The sequence below is a fragment of the Hymenobacter sp. genome (assembly GCF_035709525.1).
Classification (GTDB): Bacteria; Bacteroidota; Bacteroidia; order Cytophagales; family Hymenobacteraceae; genus Hymenobacter.
Genome location: NZ_DASTEP010000050.1, coordinates 1 through 13,863, shown reverse-complemented (window position 1 = coordinate 13,863; position 13,863 = coordinate 1). Strand labels below are relative to the sequence as shown.

11 protein-coding genes are annotated in these 13,863 nt (G+C 56.0%); 5 read left to right on the top strand and 6 right to left on the bottom strand.

All coding sequences use genetic code 11. The features are described from left to right. Positions 1–966, bottom strand: a 966-nt coding sequence (locus VFO93_RS04320; RefSeq protein WP_325133096.1) for a glycosyltransferase, incomplete at its 3' end; no start/stop codon positions are given. 746 nt (positions 967–1,712) lie between these two features. Here VFO93_RS04320 and VFO93_RS04315 point away from each other — a divergent pair. The 4 genes from VFO93_RS04315 (at position 1,713) to VFO93_RS04300 (ending at position 7,165) form a co-directional block, all read left to right on the top strand. Continuing rightward, entirely contained in the window at positions 1,713–1,859 is a 147-nt protein-coding gene (locus VFO93_RS04315; RefSeq protein WP_325133095.1) for a hypothetical protein, read from the top strand. A gap of 84 nt (positions 1,860–1,943) precedes the next feature. Continuing rightward, positions 1,944–5,387 (top strand): methylmalonyl-CoA mutase family protein, encoded by a 3,444-nt coding sequence (locus VFO93_RS04310; RefSeq protein WP_325133094.1) that lies wholly within the window; start codon positions 1,944–1,946, stop codon positions 5,385–5,387. Between the two features lie 48 nt (positions 5,388–5,435). Continuing rightward, entirely contained in the window at positions 5,436–6,485 is a 1,050-nt protein-coding gene (locus VFO93_RS04305; RefSeq protein WP_325133093.1) for a DUF262 domain-containing protein, read from the top strand. A gap of 98 nt (positions 6,486–6,583) precedes the next feature. Further along, the gene (locus VFO93_RS04300; RefSeq protein WP_414653548.1) at positions 6,584–7,165 is read left to right on the top strand and encodes an MAE_28990/MAE_18760 family HEPN-like nuclease; all 582 of its coding nucleotides are present in this window, start codon (positions 6,584–6,586) and stop codon (positions 7,163–7,165) included. An 84-nt stretch (positions 7,166–7,249) separates the two neighbouring features. On the opposite strand, the gene VFO93_RS04295 is transcribed toward VFO93_RS04300, so the two are convergent. The 5 genes from VFO93_RS04295 to VFO93_RS04275 form a co-directional block, all read right to left on the bottom strand. Then, positions 7,250–8,515: an MFS transporter gene (locus VFO93_RS04295; protein ID WP_325133090.1), complete on the bottom strand. Its 1,266-nt coding sequence runs from the start codon at positions 8,513–8,515 to the stop codon at positions 7,250–7,252. A gap of 39 nt (positions 8,516–8,554) precedes the next feature. Then, entirely contained in the window at positions 8,555–9,004 is a 450-nt protein-coding gene (locus VFO93_RS04290; protein ID WP_325133089.1) for a MarR family transcriptional regulator, read from the bottom strand. A gap of 413 nt (positions 9,005–9,417) precedes the next feature. Continuing rightward, positions 9,418–11,553, bottom strand: coding sequence for a cation:proton antiporter (locus tag VFO93_RS04285; protein WP_325133088.1), 2,136 nt, complete (start codon positions 11,551–11,553; stop codon positions 9,418–9,420). Between the two features lie 12 nt (positions 11,554–11,565). Continuing rightward, positions 11,566–12,159, bottom strand: a complete 594-nt coding sequence (locus tag VFO93_RS04280) for a hypothetical protein (protein ID WP_325133087.1) — start codon at positions 12,157–12,159, stop codon at positions 11,566–11,568. Between the two features lie 201 nt (positions 12,160–12,360). Next, complete coding sequence (locus VFO93_RS04275; RefSeq protein WP_325133086.1) at positions 12,361–13,044, bottom strand: HAD family hydrolase; 684 nt, start codon at positions 13,042–13,044, stop codon at positions 12,361–12,363. 151 nt (positions 13,045–13,195) lie between these two features. Between VFO93_RS04275 and VFO93_RS04270 the strand changes: the two genes are divergently transcribed. Continuing rightward, positions 13,196–13,863 (top strand): chloramphenicol acetyltransferase (locus tag VFO93_RS04270; protein ID WP_325133085.1); only part of this gene is annotated, 668 nt, incomplete at its 3' end.

Below are 13,863 nucleotides of genomic sequence, written 5' to 3'. Positions count from 1 at the left end.
ACCGAGCAGCTTGGACGGGAAATAGACATCACCCGAATCCTTTTTCTGCGACAGGAATACTACGTCTGCATCCGACAGGAAATTATAATAATCTTCCTGCGACAGGAAATCTATAAAGTCCAGATTCGTAGTACCTTTTTGACGTGCGTATTTCTTAAGATTATCCGCGTCGCCACCCTGGCCAATGATTAAGAAGATAAGGTCATTACGATGCTTAAATCGCTCTGACAAATCTACCAGCACCGATAACCCCTGCTTGACGCCGATATTACCGGCATAGCCAATAATAATCTTATCAGCATACTGCGGAAACTTGTTTCTAAAGCCATTTTTCACGCCTTGGGCGTTTGCCTCAGCAACGTCTATCCAGTTGGGCCACAGGTAGCGGCGGTCTTCCTCTACTCCTTTTTTATCAATCAGCCCCACCATCGCCGTAGAAATAGAGCTTACCAAGTCGGACTTCTCGTAGCTATAGCGCTCAAGATGGTTCATAATATTCGTAATAGGTAGCTTATCCAGCATTCCTAAAGACTTGGCAGCATCAAGTTGCAAGTCCTGAATATTAATCAGTAGTTTGGCTCCCCACAGTTTCTTAAATAGAACCCCGACCAAACCCAGGTTAATGGGAGTAGTGAAAACTACGATAACATCTTGCTTACCGGCGCGCAGAAAATTGATGCAGGCAAACAGAATGAATGATATCTCTTGAATCATCCTGGTGATAGTAGTTATACGTTTAGGAACGTATAAATACCCCCGTAGTATCTTCATTCCTTTGTATAAGTCAGTCCTGAACAATTTACGTTTGTCTTCAGGACGCTTTACCCATTTCGGATACCAGGAGAATCCAGTTACTACCGTCACCGTATGGCCTTGTTCCGCTGCATAAGTAGCAAAATCCGTTGCATATATGGATATACCACTATGGTCGGGTGCGAAAGTCATACTGCTAACTAGTAATTTCATTTTTATAGTGCGGTAAATAAAGGGGAAATATCAGAAGGTTTAGTAGTAGCGAAGCAGCGATAATTAATTTTAGACAGCGGGCTTTGGCACCTATCACAATCGGCTAGGTCAAAGGTAAACGGTTTTACGTTGACAACCCCGCACAAGCTCAACCTATTTAATATTATTGATTGATTATCAAGCACTAGCAAATTTCAGAGTGAGGTGTTTTTATCGATTGCTGATACACCAGGCGCCACAGACCCGCGCATCCGTCCGGGCAAGCCTGCCTGGCCGCTTCCAAGCGTGTCAAGAATAGCCAATTCTCCTACGCTTACAGCTGAGTTTATAATTTTCCTCATGAAAGAAAAACCAACTTCTTCGTGTAAGCCTCAGATAATGCTTTTTTAGCGAATGCTTTCGAGCAAAAGTAACAGAATTGGCTACTTCATCCTAGGCTACGAAGACTTTTCGTAGCCTTTGGAGCCAATTGCTTCTAGCTGGCACTTGCTACAGCAGTGTCTCTTATCGTCTTTTCAGCTCAATTATTTACCTTCTTTTATTTTTATAAAACATTATAAACAAGAATTTTATTAATAGCATTTCTCAATCTACCGCTCCCTGTGGGCACATTTTAGTCAGCCATCTCACTACCAACTCAACATAATGTGGACGTGCCCAGCCCACGCACACCAAGCCAGGAAACGCTAGCCTGAGTTGTGAAGCTGCCACCCGAACTGGTGGAGTTGTTAAAATAGCACGATACTATGATAACGACGTTAGCCAATGACACCAGCACGGCTAGCGACAATCGCACTGGCGAATACGCTGGACCATTCATCACCGACGCTTCTTCGCCCGAGGACGATAGAGAGCTTCCTACTGCCCTGGCCGCCCCCGCCGGGGCGTTGTAGTACCTTTGGGTAGTCAAAAACACTCCGCAGTTGGCTAGCTCTGGCCGAAAGCGGAGTGCCACTCCGCGCTACTTCCCCTCCCCCATGCATCCCACCCCCGCCGCCCCCTACAAGCCCAAAAACCACGTTCGCATCGTCACGGCCGCCGCGCTGTTTGATGGGCATGACGCGGCTATCAATATCATGCGCCGCATCATTCAGAGCAGTGGCGCCGAGGTCATTCACCTAGGGCACAACCGCTCGGTGCAGGAAATCGTGGACTGCGCCATTCAAGAAGATGCCCAGGCCATTGCCATCACCAGCTACCAGGGCGGGCACAACGAGTACTTCAAGTACATGTATGACCTGCTGAAGGAGCGCGGCGCGGGCCACATCAAAATCTTCGGCGGCGGCGGCGGCGTCATCCTACCCTCCGAAATAGAGGAGCTGCAAGGCTACGGCATCACGCGCCTCTACTCGCCCGACGATGGCCGTTCGCTCGGCCTGCAAGGCATGATTAACGACTTGCTGGAACGCAGCGATTTCCCGACGGGTGAGAAGCTGAACGGTGAGGTTACTCATATAAAGGAGAAGGACGCGCGCAGCATCGGCCGGCTGATTTCGGCCGCCGAAAACTTTCCCGAGGAGTTTGAGCGGGTGAAAGGCCAGTTGGTAGCCGATTTTCAGCAGCAGGACACCCAAGCAGCGGTGGCAGGTACCCCCGTAGCTACCCAAGCACTAGGCACTACGCACCATGCACCAATACTCGGCATCACCGGCACGGGTGGCGCGGGCAAGTCGTCACTGGTCGATGAGTTGGTGCGGCGCTTTTTGCTGGACTTCCCCGAGAAGACGCTAGCCATCATCTCGGTGGACCCTAGCAAGCGCAAAACCGGCGGCGCGCTGCTCGGCGACCGCATCCGGATGAACGCCATCAACTCGCCGCGGGTGTACATGCGCTCGCTGGCCACCCGCCAGAGCAACCTCGCGCTCAGCCGCTACGTGCAGGACGCGGTGGACGTGGTGAAGGCGGCCGACTTCGACCTGATTATCCTCGAAACCAGCGGCATCGGCCAGTCCGACACCGAAATCATCGAGCACTCCGACGTGAGCCTCTACGTGATGACGCCCGAGTACGGCGCGGCCACGCAGCTCGAAAAGATTGACATGCTGGACTTTGCCGACGTCATCGCGCTCAACAAGTTTGACAAGCGCGGTGGCCTCGACGCCCTGCGCGACGTGCGCAAGCAGTACCAGCGCAACCACCAGCGCTGGGATTCGCCGCTGGAGGAAATGCCGGTGTTCGGCACTATCGCCTCGCAGTTCAACGACCCCGGCATGAACCGGCTCTACCGGGCCATTCTCCACACGCTGGAGGAGAAGACGGGCGCGCAATTCGCCTCGCAGCTTGAAACTAGCGCCGAGCAGTCAGAGAAGGTGTACATCATTCCGCCGAGCCGCACGCGCTACCTCTCCGAAATCGCCGAGAGCAACCGAGCCTACGACAAGCGCGTGGCCGAGCAGGTGAATATGGCCGAAGTGGCCGGCGCGTTTGCCAAGCTCGAAGCACACTACCGCGACGAGAAACACGCGTCGGACAACATGGTGGGCGAGTTTGCCAAGGAGAAAGACAAGGCACTGCGCCGGCTGGATGCCGATGCCCAGGCCATTCTGGAAAACTGGGAGGCTACCATCCAAAACTACCGCAACCCCGAGTATGTGTACCAGGTGCGCGACAAGGAAATCCGAGTCAAAACGCACACTACCTCGCTGTCGGGCAACCAGATACCGAAGGTGGCCGTGCCGCGCTACCTGGGCTGGGGCGACCGCCTGCGCTGGGCCATGCAGGAGAATTTCCCCGGTGAGTTTCCCTACACGGCGGGCGTGTTCCCGTTCAAGCGCGAGGGCGAAGACCCGACCCGGATGTTTGCCGGCGAAGGCGGGCCGGAGCGCACCAACCGGCGCTTCCACTACGTGAGCAAAGGCCTGCCGGCCAAGCGCTTGAGCACAGCCTTCGACTCGGTGACGCTCTACGGCGAAGACCCCGACCACCGGCCCGACATCTACGGCAAAATCGGCAACGCGGGCGTCAGCATCGCCTGCCTCGACGATGCCAAGAAACTGTATTCGGGCTTCGACCTCTCGCACCCCGCCACCTCGGTGAGCATGACTATCAACGGCCCGGCGGCCACGTTGGCGGCGTTTTTCATGAACGCGGCCATCGACCAGAACTGCGAGAAGTACATCCACCAAAACGGCTTCGAAGCCGAGGTAGATGCCAAAATCGACCAGATTTTTGCCGCCAAGCAGCAGCCCCGCCCCCGCTACCAGGGCGAGCTGCCCGAGGGCAACAACGGCCTAGGGCTGCTGCTGCTCGGCGTGACCGGCGCAGACGTGCTGCCCGCCGACGTGTACCAGCAAATCAAGGCCACGACCCTGACCCAGGTGCGCGGCACCGTGCAGGCCGACATCTTGAAGGAAGACCAGGCCCAGAATACCTGCATTTTCAGCACCGAGTTTGCGCTGCGCCTGATGGGCGACGTGCAGGAGTATTTCATCACCGAGAAGGTGCGTAACTTCTACTCCGTCAGCATCTCGGGCTACCATATTGCCGAGGCCGGGGCCAACCCAATTACGCAGCTGGCGCTCACGCTCTCCAACGGCTTCACTTTCGTGGAGTACTACGTGAGCCGGGGCATGAACGTCAACGACTTCGCGCCCAACCTGTCGTTCTTCTTCTCCAACGGCATCGACCCCGAGTACGCCGTCATTGGGCGGGTGGCGCGCCGCATCTGGGCCAAGGCCATGAAGCTGAAGTACGGCGCCAACGCCCGCAGCCAGATGTTGAAGTACCACATCCAGACCTCGGGCCGCTCGCTGCACGCCCAGGAAATCGACTTCAACGACATCCGCACCACGTTGCAGGCACTCTACGCCATCTACGACAACTGCAACTCACTGCACACCAACGCCTACGACGAGGCCATCACTACCCCCACCGAGGAGAGTGTGCGCCGCGCCATGGCCATTCAGCTCATCATCAACCGCGAGCTAGGCCTGGCCAAAAACGAAAACCCGCTGCAAGGCTCCTTCATCATCGAGGAACTGACCGACCTGGTCGAGGAAGCGGTGCTGCTCGAATTTGACCGCATCACGGAGCGCGGCGGCGTGCTCGGCGCCATGGAAACCATGTACCAGCGCGGCAAAATCCAGGAGGAAAGCCTGCACTACGAGATGCTGAAGCACACCGGCGAATACCCGATTATCGGCGTCAATACCTTCCTCTCGTCCAAGGGCTCGCCCACGGTCATTCCGGCCGAGGTCATCCGCGCCACGGAGGAGGAAAAGCAGTACCAGATTACGATGCTCGAAGCCCTGCACGCCCGCAACGCCGCCGCTTCCCCCGCCGCCCTGAAGCGCTTGCAGCAAATCGCCGTGCAGAATGGCAACCTCTTCGCCGAGCTAATGGAAACGGTGAAAACCTGCTCCCTAGGTCAGATTACGAACGCCCTGTTTGAGGTCGGCGGGCAGTACCGGCGCAATATGTAAAGTGTTATCAGGCTTACAACACGTTATAGCATTTCAAATTCAATTCTAATGGAAGCTAATAAAATTCAAGAGCAACTCGAAAGTAATCGCCGTTCGGTAGCGTTTGACAGTTATGATATAATTGTAAGGCAGTTATTTGATATGGTCTCAGAGTCATTAATTGACATAACACCTGAGTATCAACGCCATTTCATATGGGATGAAATAAGGCAATCACAACTTATTGAATCCATCTTTTTAGGAATACCTGTTCCGAGCTTATTCATGGCAACGAATAAGGATTCTTCTTGGGAAGTTATTGATGGATTACAGCGACTCACAACTATTGTCAATTTTGTTGGCGACGAGAAAATAATTAAACAGGTAAATCCAAAATGCCAAAAATTAATACTTACCGGTCTTGATAAGCTTAGTAACGTTAATGGCTTGAAATATGAGGATTTACCCAAATCATTACAATTATTGTTTCAAACTAGACCTATCAGAGTAACTGTTCTCAATGACAGAAGCGATTATACTACAAGGTATGATTTATTTGAGAGACTAAACACAGGAGGTGTAATTTTGCACCCTCAGGAAATTAGAAACTGTGTGTATTTAGGTGATTTTAATGATTTCATAAAAGAATGCGCAGAAAACTCTAATTTTCTGTCAGTTATAAAACTGACGAAAAATGCCGAAAGGACTGGAAATACAGAAGAGTTAGCGTTAAAATTCTTTGCTTATTATGAAGATAGGGAGCTTTTTCAACATGGCGTCAAGGATTTCTTAAACGACTACATGTCAAGAAAAACCAAGTCATTTAAGAATAAATCAGAGCTAAAAAAATTATTTGAAAAGACATTTTTGACACTAAATAAACTACTGCCAAAAGGTATTGTGCGAGGTAATCGCACCAATATTACACCCATAGTTCTCTATGAAGCTATTACTGTTGGTGCAGCAGATATACTCAGCGCTGGTAAATCTATAAGTGGCCCAAAACTTAGTCAGTTACTTGATGATGCTGAATTGAGCCGGCTAACAACAGGAGCTACGAATTCTAGGGCTAAGCTAATTCAAAGAATCAACTATGTAAGTGAACGCGCTGTGATATGAGCTTTACAACTGTTAGGGCTAACGCTAGAAGCCGCTTCAATGAAACTCAAATATACTTAAATTACATTGTTTCACTAGAACCTAGCGACCCAACTATAGTGGCCCCTTTAGAATTAAAAATAATGAGGGGATTATTTCAAGTACAACTTTATGCGTGCTTAGAAAAAACCATTAATGAAATAGTAGAGCAAGCGCTAAGGGAAATTTCCTCGAAAAGAGTCAAAACATCTCACTATATCATACAATTCGGCACTATCTCGTTAGCCAATAAGCTAAGGGCTTTAAAAGACTGCGGCTATGACAAATTTTTCCCTAAATCCACTGAACTCTTTTCAGAACTTTCTGAAAAGAGCATTTTGCCACTTAATGAGACATTATTCTCTACTATGCTACAAAACGTGTGGGCTAAAACTATAGAAGAAGTAATAAACGCTTTTGGAATCAAAGACTATACGATTGGAGTAAATGCTAGAGCAACAATCGATGAATTAGTTAATAAACGTAACGCAGTAGCTCATGGACGCGAAAGTGCAGCAACTATTGGAGAGCGACAGCGTTCGCAAATCCTTACATCTAAAATGACTACTATAACAACAATATCCTACGAAATTATTGATTTATTTGATACATATTGCGCAGCAAAAACCTTTATTAAATCTTCAGCCAAAAGATATTATTAAGTGCTAATTCCTAAACCATTACAAGTTCGGGTTCCAAACTGATACGCATTTGGCGAGTGCCACTCGCTCTATTATTTGCCAGTACTAGCTCGACAGCGCCAGTCCTTGCGTAGAGTTGGCCTGGGCGGGTAGCTCGGTGTGCACCACGGGCTGGCGGTGCAGCGAGCGCCAATGCAGCGCCCCTAGGCCGAGGGCCAGTACGCCTTGCGCCAACACGGCGTTTTGCACGCCGATGTGCTGCGCCACTACCCCCACCAGCAGGCTACCTAGGGGCACCATGCCCGTGTAGGCCAGCACGTAGAAGCTGATGACCCGTCCGCGCATGGCGGGGTCGGCGGTGGTTTGCAGCAGGGTGTTGCTGATGGTGATTTGCGACATCATGCCAAACGCGCCCACCGCAATAAACGCCAGGGCCAGCGGGTACCAAGTGGTATGCGAAAACAGGATGAGGCCCGCCCCAAAGATTAGCGTATTGGTAGCCAGTATCCGGTGCAGGTTGGCCCCCGGCGGGCGCGAGGCCAGGTACAGCGCCCCAATGAATGCCCCCAGACCGATGGAGCTGTCGATGAGCCCAAACGTGGTAGCCGTGCCGTGAAAAATATCTTTAGCATACACCGGCATCAGGGTGGTGAAGGGCAGCACCAGCAAGCTCACCATCCCCAGCATCAGAATCACGAACCGGATATTAGGCGTAGTGCGCACGTACTGAAACCCTTCTTTCAGCTCGCCCAGGATGTTTTTGGCGTGCGGCTGGGCCACGTAGGCTGGCCGCTTGAGGGCCAGCAGCGAGCCAATGACGGCCACAAAGCTCAGCGTATTCAGCCCGAAGCAGGCGGTGGCGCCCAGGCCCTCGATGGCTAGCCCGGCCACGGCGGGCCCAACCAGCTTCGAGAGGTTGACCATGGACGAATTGAGGGCCAGCGCGTTGGGTAAGTCCTGCTTGTCTTTTACCAGCTCGTGCACCAGGGATTGGCGGGCCGGCACGTCGAAGCCGTTGATGATGCCCAGCACCACGCTCAGCCCCAGGATGCCCCACACCGCATCGGCCTTGAAGAACACCAGCAGCGTGAGCAGGGCGGCCTGCACCATCGAGAGCACCTGCGTGAGCAGCAGCACCCGGTAGCGGTTGTAGCGGTCGGCCACGCCGCCGCCCACCAGCGAAAACGCCGCCGACGGAAACATGGTGGCAAACACGCTCAGCCCGAGCATGAACTTGGAATTGGTTTGGGCATAGATAACCCAGCTCACGGCCGTTTTCTGCATCCAGGTGCCCAGCAGCGAGAGGGCCTGCCCCGTGAAATAGAGGCGAAAATTGCGGCTTCGCAGCGCGCGGAAAGTGTTTAGCCTCATTCTATTATTACTAGCGTGAACCCAGGCATAGCCTAGGCGTTATTCACTGGCAACCAGCTTGGTGAGCACTGGCAGCACCTGCTGCAACGCGGCCAGCTCGGCGGCCGAGCACTGCTCGGTGAGCACGGCGTGCAGCCACTCGTCGCGCTCCTGGCGGGCGGTTTGCAGCAGCTGGCGGCCGGCGTCGGAAAGGACGATGTGCACCTTGCGCCCATCGGTGGGCGAGGGCTGGCGCAACACGTAGCCGCGCTCGGCGAGGTGGCGCAGTATCTGCGACATCGACTGAGTGGTGACTTTTTCCATCTCGGCCAGCTCGCTGGGCAGCAGGTGCGGGTGCTGGTCGAGCTGGCGCACCACCGAGCGCTCGGTGAGCGAGAGCTTGTCGCGGGTGGGCGAGTGGGCGCGCAGCTTTTTTACGAGCCGCGTTACTACGGTGCGTAGCTCGGTGGCTAGGTGCTGAGTGTCGGAGTCGGGAGCTTGGGCAGCCATAGTTACCAGGCAAACTTGTTAAGTAAGCTTACTATTTAGCAACGACCCAGCTGGCGCAAAAGTTTATGCTTTACTACCAAATTAGCCGCGAAGCGGCGGCATGTTGGTAGCTTTAAAGTAGTTGCACTACCCGGAGCCGCAAAGCGGCGGCACCTCCCTTGCTACCGTCAAGTGCCGCCGCTTTGCGGCTTCACATTGCGTATCAGTGCTTTACTACCAACATGCTGCCGCTTCGCAGCTAATCCGGTAGCTCTTTTGCGTAAGTCCTAGGCTTATTCTTTTTTACTGCTGATACAAGGGCGACGCCTGGGGCGGGCTGCCGGCTTTTTTCCGGCTGTCCGCTCGTCGTACCGCGAGCCTACTTCACGACGAGCGGACAGCCAGCGGACAGCCGGCAGCCCGCAGCACCCCAGCTACTTGCGCCGGCCGAGCAGCCCCCGGAAGTAGCCTTTCATACCGTATGGTTCGCCAGTAGTGGCGGTGGCGGCCACGGTTTCTTCTACCTCGCCGGGCACCTGGTGCGGGAAGAGGAGCAGGAAGCTATTCTCGGTGAAATACCGGGCCAGGTAGTAGGGCAGCCGCGTGAGCTGGCGCAGGTGCGAGGTGTGGCCGGGCCGCGACGACACAATAAGAAACAAGTCGTTTTGCTTGACTTCCTTGCTGAAAATCAGAAAGTCATCCCAGTTCTCGAAGGTATGATAGAAGACGTTGAGGGCGCTGGCGGCGGCCGGCTGCTCGCGGATGACGGCCAGCGTGGCCGGGGCGGCGTACCACACCAGCGGCAGGCCCGCGCCCTGGGCCAGCGTCCGCACCGTGGCCAGCCAGTGCCCAAAGCCCGCCTCCAGCTCGGCGTGGGGCGGCACCACGGCCACCAGCCGGGCCAGCGTATTGAGCGGCTGCCGGGGCTGGTACACGAATACCTCTTCGGTAGTGTTTTCCAATACCTTCTCGACCACGGGGCCGAGGAAATCCTGGGCGGTGTGCGAGCGGTGCAAACCCAGCAGCACGCTGGTAATTTTCTGCTCTTTTACGCTGTAGATGATGCCGTTGCTACGGCTGGCGTCGTAGCGGATGAGAGGTAGCACCTTGTTTTCGGTGGCGGCGGCGTGGCGCTGGGCCTGCTCCATCATCTTGCGGCCGGCCGTTTCCTGGGCGCCTTCCTCGTCGTCGCTCACGATGTGCAGGGCGTACACGGGCACGGCGCTTTTGCGGGGGCGCAGCAGCAAACTCAGCTCCACCATGTCGTCTACCATATCGGGGTAGGCCAGCGAGACCAGGATTTTCTCGCCGGTTTCGGCGGGGTCGGCGGCGGTTTCTTCGGCCAGGGCCAGCGTGCGGGCCGACTTCTCGACCTGAAACGAGCTGATGGCGCAGCTCACCAAAATCAGGATAATGGTGCCGTTGAGCACGTCTTCATCGAGCAGACGAATGGGCGCGCCGTCGGGCGTTTCGCCGATGATGATATTATAGCCCACCAAAATAATGGCCAGCGTAGCCGCCGCGTGCGAGCTGCTGAGGCCAAAAATGAGGTCGCCTTCGGTGGGCGACAACCGGAAAGCTTTCTGGGTGATTTTGGCGGCAATGTACTTCGTGACGATGGCCACGAACACGATAACGGCGGCCACTTTCAGCGCCCCGGTGCCCTTTACTAAGACGCTGACATCGACTAGCATCCCGACCCCAATCAGGAAGAAGGGGATGAACAGCGCGTTGCCCACGAAGTCGATGCGGTTCATGAGGGGCGAGGAATGGGGCACGAACTGATTGAGCACCAGCCCCGCGAAGAAGGCCCCGATGATGGCTTCCACGCCCGCCGCCTCGGCCAGGAAGGCCGCCAGAAACACCATCGCCAGCACGAAAATGTACTGCGAAACGCTGTCGGTAAACCGCTTGAAAAACCAGCGGATGACAATCGGAAACCCGAAAAAGACGATGCCCACAAACACCAGCGACGAGCCGCCCAGCCGCAGCCAGAAGCTGGCGTCGGCGGTGCCACGCGTCATGCCCGAAATGGCGGCCAGAATGATGAGCGCCAGGATGTCGGTAATCATGGTGCCGCCGATGGTGAGCGTCACGGCCCGGTTGCGCGTGACGCCGTAGCGGCTGGCGATGGGGTACGACACCAGCGTGTGGGTCGAGAACATGCTGGCCAGCAGCACCGAGGCCATCAGGTTGTAGCCCAGCAGGTAGTGGCTGGCCAGCGAGCCGCACAGCAGCGGCAAGGCGAAGGTGGTGAGGCCGAAAACCAGGATTTTATTGCGGTTCTTTTTGAATTCGCTCAGGTCGATTTCCAGCCCCGCCAGAAACATGATGTAGAGCAGCCCGACCGTGCCGAAAAGCACGATGCTGCTATCGCGCTGCAACAAATTGAGGCCATACGGCCCCACCAGCGTGCCCGCCAAGATGAGCCCGATAATGTGCGGCACCTTGATGCGCTGCAACAGAATCGGGGCAAAGAGGATGATAAATAAAACCAGGGAAAAAATGATAACCGGATTTTTCAGCGGCAGCGAAAAATCCAGCGCATTGAGCAACAGCGTCAGTAGCATCGCGGCGGATTTTTAGCGGGTGAGGAGGGGCTGCGGGGCCCGCGTGAGGGTGAGGGCGTACACGATGCGGCAGTTGTCGGGCCGGCTTATTTCGCGGCGGCCTTCGAGGCGCTGGTCGGCGGCGAGCTGGAGCTGGGCCGTGATGGTGGCGTCGGGCTGGGTTTCGCCTTCCTCGTGCTGGGCCGTGAGCTGGAGCTCGGAGCCCTGCACCTGGCCGGTGTACACGCGCACTACCTTGTTGTTGGCCGAGGCCTTCACCAGCACGTTGCCCTGGTCGTAGCTGAATTCCCACTGCTCGTTTTTGCTGTCGCCGATGGCCGAGCCGGGGCAGTCGGTTTCGACGCAGTTCATGCGGGTAACCCAGGTGCCGGCCAGGTTACGCACCAGCGCTGAATCGGCCAGCGGCAGTCCGCGCACGCTGTCGGCGGCCTGCTGGGCTTTTTGGTCGGCCTGCTCGCGCAGGGCCAGGGCTTTTTCGCGCAGTAGTAGCTCCTGCTCGCGGTGGGCTAGCTCGGCTTCTTTCTTTTGGAGGCGCTGCTCGCGCTCCTGGTTTTGGCAGCTGGCTAAGAGCAAGCAGCACAGCGGTAGTAGGGCGGTTTTTTTCACGCAATCCAACAGCTTTAGCGGGGCATCTGGGGCAATGCTTGGCTCATAGCTGTACGGCGGCCGGGGGGCATTGTTAAGAAAGCCCGGCTTTTGGGGCCGGCCGCGCGGGGTTGCGCGGGCTGTACAACGCGCGTTTTGCCTGGCTTCAAAAACAGGAAAACTTTGTAAAACGCGGGCTACAAAGCCTGCCCAACGCCGCCCCTACGGCAGCAGGTCCAGCACCTCGGCCAAGCTGGCCACCGTTTTAAAATCCACCCCTACCAGCGCGCTGTCGGGCACCTGCTCGTGTATCCAGGTGGCGTGGTAGGGCACGTGGATGGCGCGGTAGCCGAGCCGCGCCACCGGCAGCACATCGGATTTAAGCGAGTTGCCAATCATCACGAAGCTTTCGGGCGTGGCGTGGTAGCGCCGGAACAGGCGGCGGTAAGTGGGCTCGTCTTTTTCGCTCACGATTTCGACGTAGTCGAACAAATCGCCGAGGCCCGAGCGGGCTACCTTGCTTTCCTGGTCGAAGAGGTCGCCCTTGGTCAATAGCATGAGCTGGTGGCCGCGCAGGCGTAGCTCGGGCAGCACCTCGGCCACGCCGGGCAGCAGCTCGATGCGGAAGCGCAGCAAGTCCTTGCCCAAATCGAGCAGCCGCTGAATATCGGCGCTGCTGACTGCGCCATCGGTAAGTTGAATGGCCGTTTCGATGAGCGAGAGCGTCAGAGCTTTAGCCCCGTAGCCGTAGAGCGCCAGGTTGCGCCGCTGCACGGCATAGAGCTGCGGGTGCAGCGCGGCGGGCTCGCCGCAGTGCGCCAGGATGTCGAAAAACGTGGCTTCTACCTGGTCGAAATGCGGCTGATTGGGCCACAGGGTGTCGTCGGCGTCGAAGGCGATGAGCATGGTCTCTGGTTGTAATAATTGGTCATGCTGAGCGTAGCGCAGCGGAGTCGAAGCATCTCTACCGCTGAACTAACTCTAACGGTTAAGATTAGTAAAGCTAAAGAGATGCTTCGGCTGCGCTCAGCATGACGGACGACTACAACCAAACTCCATGAAACACCCCATCGACCTCGCCACCTGGAACCGGCGCGAGCATTTCGAGTTTTTCTCCCGCTTCGAAGAACCATTCTTCGGCATAGTCGCCAACGTAGACTGCACGCCCGCGCTGGCCGAAGCCAAAAAGTTGGGCGTGCCGTTTTTTCTGTACTACCTCTACCACACGGTGCAGGCCGTGAACGCGGTTGAAAACCTGCGCTACCGCATCGAAGGCGAGCAGGTGTACGCCTACGACCGCATCCACGCCTCGGCCACCATCGGGCGGCCCGACCACACGTTCAGCTTTTCCTTTATCGAGCAGCAGGATGATTTACAAGACTTCGTGCGCGGGGCGCAGGCCGAAATCGCGGCCGTGCAGGCCAGCACCGGGCTGCGCCTGAGCCCAGCCACGGCCCGCGTCGATGTCATTCATTTTTCGGCTTTGCCGTGGGTGCGCTTCACGGGCCTTACGCACGCCCGCAGCTTCGCGCACCCCGATAGCGCGCCCAAAATATCGATGGGCCAGACTTTCCAGGAAGGCGCGGCCACACTAATGCCGGTGTCGGTGAACCTGCACCACGGCCTGGCCGACGGCTACCACGCGGGGCTGTTTCTGGCCGAGCTGGGGCGGCGGCTCGCCTCGCGTGAACCTCACCCCCTAGTCCCCCCTCTTTTTTGGAGAGG

Excerpts from the sequence above, each read along its gene's own strand:
- VFO93_RS04315 (WP_325133095.1), top strand. The coding sequence starts at position 1,713 with ATGATAACGACGTTAGCCAATGACACCAGCACGGCTAGCGACAATCGC.
- VFO93_RS04310 (WP_325133094.1), top strand. The coding sequence starts at position 1,944 with ATGCATCCCACCCCCGCCGCCCCCTACAAGCCCAAAAACCACGTTCGC.
- VFO93_RS04305 (WP_325133093.1), top strand. The coding sequence starts at position 5,436 with ATGGAAGCTAATAAAATTCAAGAGCAACTCGAAAGTAATCGCCGTTCG.
- VFO93_RS04295 (WP_325133090.1), bottom strand. The coding sequence starts at position 8,515 with ATGAGGCTAAACACTTTCCGCGCGCTGCGAAGCCGCAATTTTCGCCTC.
- VFO93_RS04290 (WP_325133089.1), bottom strand. The coding sequence starts at position 9,004 with ATGGCTGCCCAAGCTCCCGACTCCGACACTCAGCACCTAGCCACCGAG.
- VFO93_RS04285 (WP_325133088.1), bottom strand. The coding sequence starts at position 11,553 with ATGCTACTGACGCTGTTGCTCAATGCGCTGGATTTTTCGCTGCCGCTG.
- VFO93_RS04275 (WP_325133086.1), bottom strand. The coding sequence starts at position 13,044 with ATGCTCATCGCCTTCGACGCCGACGACACCCTGTGGCCCAATCAGCCG.